This window comes from Streptomyces sp. NPDC028305 (assembly GCF_055569495.1).
This window is the reverse complement of sequence record NZ_JBVHTN010000010.1, coordinates 180,336-192,228: the sequence shown is the minus strand read 5'-3', so window position 1 is coordinate 192,228 and position 11,893 is coordinate 180,336. Positions and strand designations below refer to the sequence as shown.

Sequence of the window (11,893 nt, the reverse complement as noted above, 5' to 3'; positions counted from 1 at the left end):
TCACCATCCTGCGCCGCGGGGAGCCGCCGACGAGAGGTGAGGGGGTGGGGGTGCAGGGGTGGTGCCCTGTCGCTTGGGGTCCCCCATGCCGAAGGCCAGGGGAAATATTTGTGGCGCGAAGTTCCCCGCGCTTCCGGGCACCGGCGCCGTACATATGCGGTCCAGGGTGACAGCTCCGTAAGGCCCCGCCCCCGCACCCCGCACGCACAGCAGGCGCACGCACCACAAAGCTCAGGAAGAGCACCTCAGGAGCAGAGCAAGCACCCGCTCAGGAGTGCCCGAGCTCCTCCGCCGGAGTGTCAGCCTCCACCGAGCCCTCGGCCCGCTCCGCGGGCCCCCGCAGCGGCAGCGGCTCGACGACGGTCTCGTCGATCACCGGCAGCGCCGGGCGCGGCGGCTTCGGCATGACGGCGGCCTCGGAGTGCGCCCCACAGCCGTACGACAGGGAGACCACCCGCCCGTCGGCCGGGCTGAACTCGTTCGCGCAGACCCCGAACGCCTGCCGCAGCGACCCCGCGATCGGCACCAGGAAGCCGCAGGTCAGGCAGGACGCGGGGGCGGCCTGCGCCATCGGCGTGCGGGCGCCGAACGCGTCGTCCCAGCGGTCCGCCGCGCCATGCAGCCCGTAGCGGGACAGCACGCGGGCGCGCCGCATGCCCAGCTCCTCGGCGACGGACCCGATGCTGCCGACCGCGGGCGCCGCCTCCTGCGCGGCGGGCGCGCCGGCTGTCACATCGGCGTCCTCCACCGCCGCGAGCTGCTGCATCTCCTCCGAGACGACGGAGTTCGGCAGCGGGGTGTCCTCGCCCGAGTAGCCGGGCTCCAGCCGCATGTCCTCGGCCTCGCTGGGGAGCAGATCGCCCGGGCCCAGGTCGCCGGGGCGCAGCCGCTCGCTCCAGGGCACCCACTCGGGCGCCAGCAGCGCGTCCGGCCCGGGCAGGAGCACCGTCTCGTCGACGGTGACGACCTTCGCGCGGGAGGCCCGGGTGACGGTCACCGCCCAGCGCCAGCCGCGATAGCCCATCTCCTGGCACTCGAAGAGGTGCGTGACGACGCGGTCCGCGTCGGCCACGACGCGCACATGTGCGCCGACCGTGCCGGGGCTGGCGGTCTCGGCGGCCGCCTCGCGCGCGAGTTCGACCGCCTCGGCGCACAGGCGGTCGGGGGTACGGCTTCGCATCGCAGCACTCACAGGATCGATTCTCTCTTCCACGCCGTCGCAGCCGTCTGACGAGTGCGCCAGCCGCACAGCCGGGACGCGGGACCACGGACGGAGCGGACCATGGGGCCGCGTCGACGTCCGCGCCCGATCCTGCCTCGGGCGCACCTTGTACGTCCCATTCTGAGGGATGGCGACTCGGCGCGTGGCCAAGAACGACCGTCGGTGGCGCGTAACGCACGCTACCCTGTCCGGCCCATCCCGCCCCACCCCCGTCCCGGGACAACCTCGGAACAACCTCGCAGGACGACCACCGGAGATCGCCCCAAAAGCCTGGCTGACGTGGCTGTTGAACCAGACGTCGACGGATCACTGACAGATCACTGAAAGGGAAGACTTAGTTCCGGATGGCGGCCGGGGGCCTCACATATCGGCCGCCTTGGCTGCAACATGGTCGGGTGGATGTCGCGAGATTCATCGGTGACGGCCCGATCCGACGGTCAGGCCGTCGGATCGGGCGGGCGCTGCACCTCCCGTTCAGCGCGACCGGCAGGGGCATCCGCCGGGCCACCCACGCGCACGGGGCCGGCGAATCCGGCCTCGGCAAGCTGATCGAACTGCACGCCGTGAACTCCGCGGGCGACATGCTGATCACCGTCGCCCTCGCGTCCACCGTCTTCTTCTCCGTGCCGACCGACCAGGCGCGCGGGCGCGTCGCCCTCTACCTGGCCATCACCATGGCCCCCTTCATCCTCCTCGCCCCCGTCGTCGGCCCGCTGCTCGACCGGCTGCCGCACGGCCGCCGCGCCGCGATGGCCGGCGCCATGCTCACGCGCGCGGTGCTCGCGCTGACGATGGCGGGCGCGGTCGTGGGCGGCGGTCTTGAGCTGTATCCGGCGGCGCTGGGGGTGCTGGTGGCCTCCAAGTCGTACGGCGTGGTGCGCTCCGCCGTCGTGCCCCGCCTGCTGCCGCCCCGCTTCTCACTGGTCAAGGCCAACTCACGGGTCACCCTCGCCGGGCTGCTGGCGACCGGTCTTGCGGCCCCCATCGGGGCCGGGCTGCACCAGATCGGGCCGGGCTGGCCGCTGTACGGGGCGTGCGTGGTGTTCGCCGGGGGCGGCTTCCTCTCGTTCACGCTGCCGTCCAAGGTCGACTCCGCGAAGGGCGAGGGCCGGGTGCGCTTCACCTCCGGCGAGCACCATCTGCACCTGCCGAAGCCCGCGCACCGCGACCCAGAACCCGCCCCCGACCCCGACCCCACCGACACCCCGGCCCCGGACCCCGCCGACGCGGCCGCGCGCTCAGGCGCGAGCGCAGGCGCGGACGCGGACGCGGGCGACAAGGCCACGCGCCGCGTCAGCCTGCGCAAGGTCAGCCCGTCCGTGCTGCACGCCCTCCAGGCCTGCTCCTCGCTGAAGGCTCTGTCCGGCTTTCTGACCCTCTTCCTCGCCTTCCTGCTCCGCGAGCACCCGCTGGGCGGGCTGAGCCCCGAGATCTCGCTCGGCGTGGCCGCGGTCGCGGGGGGCGGCGGCAACGCGCTGGGCACGGCCATCGGCGCCTGGCTGCGGGAGCGCGGACCGGAGCGGATCATCGCGGTGGTGCTGACCTCGGCCCTGGGGGTGATCGTCGCGTCGGCGGCGCTCTACAGCGCGGTCATGGTCGCCGCCGTGGCCGCGACCGCCGGGTTCGCGCTGGCGCTGGCCAAGCAGTCGCTGGACGCGCTGATCCAGCGCGATGTGCCCGAGCGGGTCCGTACCTCCGCCTTCTCCCGCTCGGAGACCACGCTTCAGCTGGCGTGGGTCGTCGGCGGGGCCGTGGGCATCGCCGTCCCGCTCAACGGGGCGCTCGGCATGTCGATCGCCGGGGCGATGATCGCGCTGGGCACGGCGGCGAGCGTACGCGGGCTGCTGGCGGCCGCCCGGCACGGAGCGACACACCCGCGCGTGGCTTGACCGAGACGGCCAGATAGCCTGCCCGCATGACCGCTGCGCTGTTTTCCAGGGGCAAGGGCCGACGGGCCGCCACCGCCGCCTGTGTCGTGTCCCTCGGGCTCGTCGCCCTCTCCGCCTGCGACAAGCCGACCCCGCTGGCGACGGTCACGGTCGGTTCGGAGACCGTGACGACCGAGGCCCCCAAGGGCTGCTACAAGGACGGCGAGGTCGTCGCCAAGTCCGAGAAGCAGGTCACGGCGTGCCTGACCAAGAAGGCCGAGCAGTCGCTGAAGGTCAGCCCCGGCGAGAAGGTGCGGGTCGGCGTGGACCCGAAGATCGCCGAGTCGGGCTGGATCGTGATCAGCGAGGCCCGCGGCGTCGTCAGCGGCCAGTCCAAGAAGACGTACCGCAGTCTCGACAGCGAGACGCTGTTCCAGCAGACGAACCCGCAGACCGGCCAGACCACCACCCTCGACAGCGTGACCCTCGTGATCGTGGAGACCGGCGAGGGCACCGGGATCAAGGGCGCCTGGCCGATCAAGATCACGCGGGACGCCTGACACCCGACGCCTGACACCGACGTCTGACACCGACGCCTGACGGGAGATCCGGGAGCCGCTGATGCGCGTACTCGTCGTGACCGCCGTGCCCGCCGAGCGGGACGCGGTGCTGCGCGGCGCGGGCGCGACGGCGACCGAGGCAACCGAGGTCCCCGTACCCGGCGGACGGACGGCGCACCGCGCCGTCCGCCCCCCGCTCACCGTGGACGCCCTGGCCGCGGGGGTCGGCCCGGCCGCCGCGGCGGCGGCGACCGCCGCCGCCCTGACCGCCGCCGAGCTCGGCGGCGCGCCCTACGGCCTCGTCGTCTCGGCCGGCATCGGCGGCGGCTTCGCCCCCGCGCCGCTGGGCTCCGTCGTCGTCGCCGAGGCGATCGTCGCGGCCGATCTGGGTGCCGAGACCCCCGACGGCTTCGCCGCCGTCACCGAACTCGGCTTCGGGACCGTCGAACACCTCCCCGAGCCCGCGCTCGTACGGGCCGTGGCCGAGGCCACCGGCGCGGTGCGCGGCGCGGTGCTCACCGTGTCGACCGTGACCGGCAGCGCCGGGCGCGCCGCCGAGCTGCTCCGGCGCCATCCGGGCGCCGCCGCCGAGGCGATGGAGGGGTTCGGGGTGGCCGAGGCGGCCGCCGCGCACGGCGTGCCCGTTCTGGAGGTGCGGGCGGTCTCCAACGCCGTCGGCCCGCGCGACCGCGCGGCCTGGCGGATCGGCGGGGCGCTCGACGCCCTGGCGGGCGCCTTCCGCGACCTGACGCCCGCCCTCGCCACTCTGGAAGGGACCCAGCAGATGACCCCCGAGCCGCTCGGTATCGCGTATTCGCCGTGCCCGAACGACACATTCGTCTTCCACGCGTGGGCGCACGGTGGCGTCCCGGACGCACCCCCGATCGATGTCACGTTCGCCGACATCGACATCACCAACGGCATGGCGGAGCGCGGCGAGCTCGATGTGCTGAAGGTGTCGTACGCGGTCCTGCCGTGGATCCTGGACGAGTACGCGCTGGTGCCCTGCGGCGGGGCGCTCGGGCGCGGCTGCGGCCCGCTGGTGCTCACCAAGGAGCCGGGGCGGGCAAAGGACCTGGCGGGCAGGACGGTTGCCGTGCCGAGCGAGCGCTCGACGGCGTATCTGCTCTTCCGGCTGTGGGCGGCCGGCGAGGTGCCGGGCGGGGTGGGCGAGGTCGTCGTGCTCCCGTTCGACCAGATCATGCCCGCCGTGCGGGACGGCCGGGTGGACGCCGGTCTGGTCATCCACGAAGCCCGGTTCACCTATCAGAAGTACGGCCTGCACTGCCTGGCTGACATGGGCGAGCACTGGGAGCGCACCACCGGCCTGCCGATCCCCCTCGGCGCGATCGTCGCGAAGCGGTCGCTGGGCGCCGAGCGGCTGCGGGCCGTCGCCGAGACCATCCGCACGTCCGTACGGGCGGCTTGGGACGACCCGGCGGCGTCGCGCGGGTATGTCCTGGAGCACGCGCAGGAGATGGACCCGGCGGTCGCCGACCAGCACATCGGGCTCTACGTCAACGAGTTCACCGCCGACCTCGGCGAGGACGGCTACGCCGCGGTGCGCGGGCTGCTCACACGCGCGGCGGCCGAGGGGCTGGTCCCGCCCCTCGGCGACAACGCGCTGGAGTTCCCCGGACGTCTCGCCTAGACGTCGAGCTGGTCGGCCACCGCTCGCAGCATGCCCGCGATCTTGCTGCCGTGTGCCTTGTCGGGGTAGCGCCCGCGCTCCAGCTGCTGCGTCACGTTCTCCAGCAAGGTGGTCAGATCCTGGACGATGGACGCGAGCTCGTCCGGCTTGCGCCGCTGCGCGGCCGCGACGGACGGGGCGGGGTCCAGCACCGTCACCGAAAGTGCCTGGTCACCACGGTTTCCGGCCACGACGCCGAACTCGACTCGCTGCCCCGGCTTCAGCGAGTCCACGCCTTCCGGGAGCACCGACGAGTGCACGAAGACGTCGCCGCCGTCGTCACGGGAGAGAAAGCCGAAGCCCTTCTCGCTGTTGAACCACTTGACCTTGCCGGTAGGCACGTCTGTCCTCGTCCTCGTCACTCGTCGGAAAACACGTTAAAAACGGCTCTGGATAGCACTACAGCGGGTCGTAAGACCCGCCACCACCAAGGCTAATGGTCGGGAGCCTGGTGACAAGACGTACCCGGGTGGTTCCGGGTGGTGGTTCCTACGCGCGCTCTGCTCGGACCTACCCTGGTGCGGTGAGCAATGAAACCCCGCACGCCGGAACCTCCCCCGGCCACGACCGGGAGGCGCCCCTCCCCGGTGACCGGCTGGTACGCCTGGGCGTGATCGTCTTCGGCGTGGGCGCGGTGGCCACTCTCGTCACCGTGGCCCCGCTCTTCCTGGGCCTGCACCCGCTGCCGTCGGCCGCGTACTTCGTGTGCATGCTGATGGGCGTCGGGTTCGCGCTCGCCGCGGCGGGTCTGGTGCGCTCGATCGGGGCGCAGCGGCGCGCGGCCGCCCTGGCGAGCCAGGACGACCGGCCCTCCCGGCCGGCCGGGCAGGCGGAGTCCCCGTCGGCGTCCCCGTCGGCGCTCTCCTAGACGTCCTGCCGGGCGACGTCCCGCCGGGCGGCGCCCTGGCGGGCGTCCGCCCAGGTCAGCGCGGGGTTCCCCCCTCCAGGTGGCGCGCCAGCCACGCCGGGAAAGCGGTCAGGTCGTCGAGCACCACGTCGGCCCCCGCCGTCCGCAGCTCCTCCGCGTCGCACGGCCCGGTGGCGACCGCCACGGACAGCGCGCCCGCCGTGCGCGCGCCGCGCACGTCGCCCGTGTGGTCCCCGACGTACACCGATGCGCCGTACTCGCGCAGCGCCTCCCCCTTCGCCTCGGCCCACAGCCAGCCGACGACCGCGTCCGCCTCGATGCCCAGGTGGGCCAGGTGCAGCTTGGCGTTCGGCTCGTGCTTGGCCGTCACCACGACCGAGCGACCGCCCGCCTGCCGCACCGCCGCGATGGCCTCGCGGGCGCCGGGCATCGCAAGGGTGGGGGCTATCGCGTACTCCGGGTACATCGTGCGGTACATCTCCACCATCTCCTCGATCCGCTCGTCGGGGAACCAGTGCGCGAGCTCCTGCTCCAGCGGCGGGCCGAGGCGGGTGATGGCGAGGTCGGCGTCGACGAAGGTGCCGGTGGCGGCGGAGAGCGCCTCGAAGGCGGCCTTGATGCCGGGGCGGGAGTCGATCAGGGTCATGTCGAGGTCGAAACCGACCGTCACGGAATGCTGGGGCGTAGACGAAGGCATGCCCGACATTGTGCCCCGCGCCCCATTCGGCCCCCGCGCCGCCCGTTCCGCGCCCCGTTCCGCGCCGCGGGCCCCGGCGGCCGGAGGGCCGGCCGCCCGGGGTCAGCTCCGCCGCCGCCTCGCGCGCCATACGAGGAAGAGCGCCGACGAGATCGCGGCGGCGCGCACGACGACCGGCCAGGCCCCCTGGATCGCGTCCCCCATGCCGTTCTCGGGGATCTGCTCGCCCCATTTGCCGCTGGCCCGGCCCCACAGCCAGGCCATGGTCCCGGCCGCGACCAGGCCGGGCATGCCCAGCACGGCCCACTTCGCCTCGGCGGGCGACAGCTTGCGCGTGTAGTAGGCGATCACCCAGCCGAAGGCCATCACGATGAGGTTGCCCAGCGCGGCTCCGGCCACGAGCAGCGCGGCCGCGAGAAGGACCAGCAGGCTGAGGGGGCCCGCCTTCTCCTCCCCGCCCCCGTCCCCGCCCTTTTTCTTGCCGCGCCGCAGCGCGCGGCGGAGCAGCCCGGGCCGCCGCGCCGCCTTGCCGCCGGCGGCCTCCGCCTCCTCGGCGCCCGCGTCGGCGTCCTGCTCCGTGCCCTCGCCCGCGGCCTCCCCGGTCTCCCTGTCCGTCTCGCCCGGCATGCCGAGCAGTTCGGGGATCTCGACGCCGCCGACGAACCCCTCCACCTGCCCGAACGGGGAGTCGCGCTGTTCCGGCTGGGCGAACGGGCCGGGCTCGACATGCCACCAGTCGGGGTTGGAGTCGCGGGGGCCGAGCTCGTCCTCGCCCGCGAGATGCGGCGGCGAGGCGGCCGGGGGCGACCGGAGCGCGTGCCTGTCAACTTGGTCAGCTTTGCCTGAGGATGCCCCGTCGGACGTGGAAGGAGACGGCGAGTCGCCGTCGCGCGGGGTCGGTACCTTGCCGATCAGCCCGCTGCGCTCGGCGAGCCCGGACAGCTTGTCGCGCGCCGCGCGCGCCACCCCGCCCGCGCCCGCGCCGCGCGGCGGCTGCGCGCTCCCGTACGCCCCGTCGGCGCCTCCCGCGCCCCCGGCGCCCACCGTGCCCCCGCCCGGAACGTCCCCCTCGCGCGGGCGGCCCCCGGCGGCGGCCACCACCTCCGAGGGCGTGCCCAGCTTGGCGAGAATCCGCTTCACCCCGGCCGGGCTGTCCGAGCCGACGGACCCCCGTCTCTGGTCGATGTCGGCGCGCAACTCGGCGACCAGCCGCATCCGGTCACCGGACGGCAGACCCTGTTGCTGTGCCAGATCGCCGACACGGCTCAGATAGTCGTAGACGAGCTGTTCGCTCTCGATCCCCACCAAGACCCCTGAGAATGCACACCGCTGGCGTATCAGACCGTCCCGACGGTACCGCGCCGGACGGGCGGGCCGCCGCATCTCCGGCTCGTCACCAGCCCCCGGTACTGTGGATCGAATGACCAGTTCGCGGAATCGGGAGGCACACGTGCCTGCAGAGACCGGCTCACGGGACAGCGGCCGCGGAGCGCCGCGCACGCTCGCCGAAGAGCTGCGCACCCGCCGGGACGACGCCCTCGCCACGCTTCTGCGCGCCCGCCCCGACCTGCTGTCCCCCGTCCCGGGCGACCTCACCCAGCTCGCCACCCGGGCGGGCACCCGCGCCTCGGTCGTACGGGCCGTGGAGCGCCTGGACCGGTTCGCGCTCCAGACGGCGGAGGCGCTGGCGGTCGCGCCTGACCCGTGCCCGTACGAGACGCTGAGCGCGCTGATGGCGGGCGACAGCAGGCCGGGGGACCCCGGAAACGATGACGCAGCACCCAGCGGCACGACGCGCGAAGGCGCCCCGGACGAGCCTCCCGCCGCGACCCGCGAGCAGATCCTCGCCGAGCTCCCGCGCGCCGTGGCCACCCTGCGCGCCCAGGCGCTCGCCTGGGGCGGCGACGACCGGCTGCGCCTGGTCCGCACCGCTCGCGAGCTGCTGGCCCCCTCGCCCACGACCCCGTCCCCGACCGGCCTGGGCCCCACCGTCCCGGAGGCCACGGCCGGGATGTCCCCCGGGCGGCTCCAGGAGATCCTGGCGGCGGCCGGGCTGCCGCCGACCCATGACCCGGTCACCGCGGCCGCCGCCCTCACCTCGCTCTTCGGCGACCGCCCCCGTATGGCGGCGCTGCTCGCCGGGGCCCCCGCCGCCGCGACGGCGGTGCTGACCAAGCTGACCTGGGGCCCGCCGTACGGGGAGGCGTCCGTCGCCGCGCCCAGCCCGCCCGTCGAGTGGCTGCTGGCCCGCGGTCTGCTGCTGCCGTCCGGGTCGCGCAATGTGGTGCTGCCCCGCGAGGTGGCACTGCATCTGCGCGGCGGCCGCGCGCACCGCGCGCCCGAGCCGCTGCCGCCGCCACTCCCGCCCGCGGCGCGCCACGATCCACAGGCTGTGGACGCGACGGCGGCGGGCCAGGCGTACACCTCCCTGGCCACGGTCGAGGAGCTGCTGGGGCAGTGGGGGGCCACCGGCCCGGCCGTCCTGCGCGCGGGCGGCCTGAGCGTACGGGACCTCAAGCGGACCGCCGCGGCGCTCGACGCGACCGAGCCGCTGGCCGCGTTCTGGATCGAGCTGGCGTACGCGGCCGGGCTGGTCGCCTCGGACGGCGAGACGGACGAGCGCTACGTGCCCACCCCCGCCTACGACGACTGGCTGGGGCTGCCCGCCGAGGAGCGCTGGGCGCGGCTCGCCTCCGCCTGGCTGACCGCGACCCGCGCGCCCGGCCTGGTCGGCGGCCGCGACGCCAAGGGCCGCACCCTCGCGGCCCTCGGCCCGGAGCTGGACCGCTCCCCCGCCCCCGAGGTGCGCCGCCGCGTCCTCGAACTCCTCGCCGCCCTCCCGCCCGGTGCCTCGCCCGCCGCCGAGTCGCTGCTGGCCCGGCTGCGCTGGGAGCGCCCGGCCCACCGCGGCGCGCCCGGCGAGGACCTGCGGTCGCGGCTGGCCCAGTGGACGCTGACCGAGGCCGAGCTGCTCGGCGTCACCGGCCGCGGCGCCCTGTCCGCCCACGCCCGCGCCCTTCTGGGCCCGCTCCCACCCGCGGTCCCGGCTCCGGCAGGCCCCGCGGCGGGCGGCGCCGAGAACCGACGAGGCGGCGGCGGCCGGGGCACCGCACCGCAGGCCACCGAGCCCGGGGGACGGGCGCGGAGCCGGGGCACCGTCGGCCAGGGCCTCGCACCGCAGGCCGCCGAGGCCGAGGCCGAGGCCGAGGCCGAGGCCGAGGCCGAGGCCGGCGAGCCCGGGGACCGGCCCGCCGGGCCATTGGCCGCCGAGGCCGAAGGACGGGCCGCTGACCGGCCCGCCCCCGGGTCGGGAGGCCGAGCCGGTGCGCCATCGGCCGCCGGGCCCGAGGGCCGGGCCGCCGACCGGGCGACCGGCACCCGCCCCGGGGCGCGGCCCCCGGGCCCCGCCACCCCGGCGGGGCCGGGCGCGGCGGAACCGCAGGCCCCGCCCGCGCCCGGCCGACCCCTCTCCGGGGCCGAGGCCGCTGCCGCCGTGGCGGCGGCAGCGCGGCTGCTCGCGCCGCTGCTGCCCCAGCCGCTGGACCACGTCCTCCTCCAGGCCGACCTCACCGCCGTCGCGCCCGGCCCGCTGGAGCGGCCGCTCGCGGCGATGCTCGGCGTCCTCGCCGACGTGGAGTCCAAGGGCGGCGCCACGGTCTACCGCTTCACGCCCGCCTCCGTACGCCGCGCGCTTGACGCCGGGCGTGCGGCGTCCGACCTGCACGCCTTCCTCGCGCAGCACTCCCGCACCCCCGTGCCCCAGCCGCTCGCCTACCTCATCGACGACGTGGCCCGGAAACACGGCCGGCTGCGCGTCGGCGCCGCCTCCGCCTATGTGCGCTGCGACGACGACGCCCTGCTGGCCGAGATCCTCGCCGACCGCCGCTCGGCGGGCCTGCGGCTGCGCCGCCTCGCGCCGACGGTGCTGGCCGCGCAGGCGGCGCCGGACGCGCTCCTGGAGGGCCTGCGCGCGATGGGGTACGCGCCGGCGGCCGAGTCCGCCGAGGGCGATGTGCTGATCACGCGCGCCGAGGCCCACCGCACCCCGCCGCGCTCGGCCCCCGCCCCCGTGCCGGAGGGCCCACCGGTGCCCGACGAGACGCTCCTGGGCGCGGCGGTGCGCGCCATCCGCGCCGGTGACCGCGCCGCGACGGCACCCCACAAGCCGGTGTCGGCGGCCGCCTCGTCGGGCAGCCGGCTGCCCCGCACCACCTCCGCCGACACCCTCGCCACCATGCAGGCCGCGGCCCTCACCGGCTCGGCCGTGTGGATCGGCTACGTCAACGCGGACGGCGCGGCCAGCCAGCGCGTCATCGCGCCGGTGCGCGTCGAGGGCGGCTTCGTGACGGCGTACGACCACACGGCCGACGAGGTGCGCACGTACCCGCTGCACCGGATCACAGGCGTCGCCGAGCTGGCGGACGACTCAGCGTGAGCGAGGTGTAGCCCGTCAGCGCGTCAGCGCTTGCGCTGGACCAGCGCCCCGGGGTCCACCTCGACGGGGAACGGCTTCTCGATCAGCGTGGTGTGCCCGGCCTCGGCCGCGAGCCGCTCCACATAGCGGCCGTTCTCCAGCTGGGAGACGATCAGCGCGGGCATGGGCTCAAGCTCCAGCCGCCACAGGTACTCGATCCCCGCCTCCGCGTCAGGTGGCTGCGGCATCCACCACGGCAAGGTCCGGGATGAACAGCGCCTCCGGCAGCACCACATTGATCATCTTCAGCACCTCCACCGGCGCACCGGCCGCCTCGGCCGCAGCGTCCAGCAAGCGCCACAGACGGGACGAAGCCCGCTGGTGCTTGGTCCCCGGAGCCGGCGACAGGAGAAGCGCATCTCCCACCAGTTCCCGCCCCTGTCCACAGTCCTCCCCCAAGGCCAGAACTTCCTCGACCGTCCAAGGGCCGTAGTGCGGATCATGCACGACGCTCTTCACGCCACCTCGTTCTCGAGAGCCATCGTCCTCAGCGTGGTGCCCCCACCCGCACCCG

Annotated in this window: 11 protein-coding genes and 1 pseudogene; 6 read left to right on the top strand and 6 right to left on the bottom strand. The window is 75.2% G+C overall.

Translation table 11 applies throughout. From position 1 onward, the window contains the following. Window positions 1–268 precede the first annotated feature (268 nt). Complete coding sequence (locus tag ACZ4WQ_RS38500; protein ID WP_398374756.1) at window positions 269–1,180, bottom strand: DUF3027 domain-containing protein; 912 nt, start codon at window positions 1,178–1,180, stop codon at window positions 269–271. Window positions 1,181–1,617: 437 nt separating this feature from the next. Between ACZ4WQ_RS38500 and ACZ4WQ_RS38495 the strand changes: the two genes are divergently transcribed. The 4 genes and pseudogenes from ACZ4WQ_RS38495 to ACZ4WQ_RS38480 all read left to right on the top strand — a co-directional run bounded on the left by ACZ4WQ_RS38495 (window position 1,618) and on the right by ACZ4WQ_RS38480 (window position 5,301). Then, a complete protein-coding gene (locus tag ACZ4WQ_RS38495) occupies window positions 1,618–3,111 on the top strand; it encodes an MFS transporter (protein WP_398374758.1) in 1,494 nt (497 codons plus the stop codon). A 26-nt stretch (window positions 3,112–3,137) separates the two neighbouring features. Further along, on the top strand, window positions 3,138–3,650 hold the full coding sequence (locus ACZ4WQ_RS38490; RefSeq protein WP_311724448.1) for a hypothetical protein: 513 nt from the start codon (window positions 3,138–3,140) through the stop codon (window positions 3,648–3,650). Between the two features lie 61 nt (window positions 3,651–3,711). Continuing rightward, window positions 3,712–4,395, top strand: a pseudogene (locus ACZ4WQ_RS38485) (futalosine hydrolase); the annotation flags it as partial. Between the two features lie 39 nt (window positions 4,396–4,434). Beyond that, a complete protein-coding gene (locus ACZ4WQ_RS38480) occupies window positions 4,435–5,301 on the top strand; it encodes a 1,4-dihydroxy-6-naphthoate synthase (protein WP_398374900.1) in 867 nt (288 codons plus the stop codon). On the opposite strand, the gene ACZ4WQ_RS38475 is transcribed toward ACZ4WQ_RS38480, so the two are convergent. Beyond that, complete coding sequence (locus tag ACZ4WQ_RS38475; protein WP_311724449.1) at window positions 5,298–5,681, bottom strand: cold-shock protein; 384 nt, start codon at window positions 5,679–5,681, stop codon at window positions 5,298–5,300. The two genes, ACZ4WQ_RS38480 and ACZ4WQ_RS38475, sit on opposite strands and share 4 nt — an antisense overlap. A gap of 182 nt (window positions 5,682–5,863) precedes the next feature. Between ACZ4WQ_RS38475 and ACZ4WQ_RS38470 the strand changes: the two genes are divergently transcribed. After that, on the top strand, window positions 5,864–6,208 hold the full coding sequence (locus tag ACZ4WQ_RS38470; protein ID WP_394816750.1) for a hypothetical protein: 345 nt from the start codon (window positions 5,864–5,866) through the stop codon (window positions 6,206–6,208). 55 nt (window positions 6,209–6,263) lie between these two features. Here ACZ4WQ_RS38470 and ACZ4WQ_RS38465 read toward each other — a convergent pair whose 3' ends face one another. Then, window positions 6,264–6,914 carry an HAD family hydrolase gene (locus ACZ4WQ_RS38465; RefSeq protein ID WP_398374761.1) on the bottom strand — a complete coding sequence of 217 codons (651 nt, stop codon included), beginning with the start codon at window positions 6,912–6,914 and terminating at the stop codon, window positions 6,264–6,266. Window positions 6,915–7,007: 93 nt separating this feature from the next. Then, window positions 7,008–8,210 (bottom strand): hypothetical protein, encoded by a 1,203-nt coding sequence (locus ACZ4WQ_RS38460; protein ID WP_398374763.1) that lies wholly within the window; start codon window positions 8,208–8,210, stop codon window positions 7,008–7,010. A gap of 115 nt (window positions 8,211–8,325) precedes the next feature. On the opposite strand from ACZ4WQ_RS38460, the gene ACZ4WQ_RS38455 reads away from it, so the two are divergent. Beyond that, on the top strand, window positions 8,326–11,340 hold the full coding sequence (locus ACZ4WQ_RS38455; RefSeq protein WP_398374765.1) for a helicase-associated domain-containing protein: 3,015 nt from the start codon (window positions 8,326–8,328) through the stop codon (window positions 11,338–11,340). Window positions 11,341–11,363: 23 nt separating this feature from the next. On the opposite strand, the gene ACZ4WQ_RS38450 is transcribed toward ACZ4WQ_RS38455, so the two are convergent. Next, window positions 11,364–11,567 carry a hypothetical protein gene (locus tag ACZ4WQ_RS38450; protein ID WP_398374767.1) on the bottom strand — a complete coding sequence of 68 codons (204 nt, stop codon included), beginning with the start codon at window positions 11,565–11,567 and terminating at the stop codon, window positions 11,364–11,366. Further along, complete coding sequence (locus tag ACZ4WQ_RS38445) at window positions 11,551–11,838, bottom strand: hypothetical protein (RefSeq protein WP_398374769.1); 288 nt, start codon at window positions 11,836–11,838, stop codon at window positions 11,551–11,553. Before ACZ4WQ_RS38445 ends, ACZ4WQ_RS38450 begins: the two co-directional genes overlap by 17 nt. Between the last annotated feature and the right edge of the window lie 55 nt (window positions 11,839–11,893).

Coding starts and splice junctions, on each gene's coding strand:
- ACZ4WQ_RS38500 (WP_398374756.1), bottom strand. CDS start 1,180: ATGCGAAGCCGTACCCCCGACCGCCTGTGCGCCGAGGCGGTCGAACTC.
- ACZ4WQ_RS38490 (WP_311724448.1), top strand. CDS start 3,138: ATGACCGCTGCGCTGTTTTCCAGGGGCAAGGGCCGACGGGCCGCCACC.
- ACZ4WQ_RS38480 (WP_398374900.1), top strand. CDS start 4,435: ATGACCCCCGAGCCGCTCGGTATCGCGTATTCGCCGTGCCCGAACGAC.
- ACZ4WQ_RS38465 (WP_398374761.1), bottom strand. CDS start 6,914: ATGTCGGGCATGCCTTCGTCTACGCCCCAGCATTCCGTGACGGTCGGT.
- ACZ4WQ_RS38455 (WP_398374765.1), top strand. CDS start 8,326: ATGACCAGTTCGCGGAATCGGGAGGCACACGTGCCTGCAGAGACCGGC.
- ACZ4WQ_RS38450 (WP_398374767.1), bottom strand. CDS start 11,567: ATGCCGCAGCCACCTGACGCGGAGGCGGGGATCGAGTACCTGTGGCGG.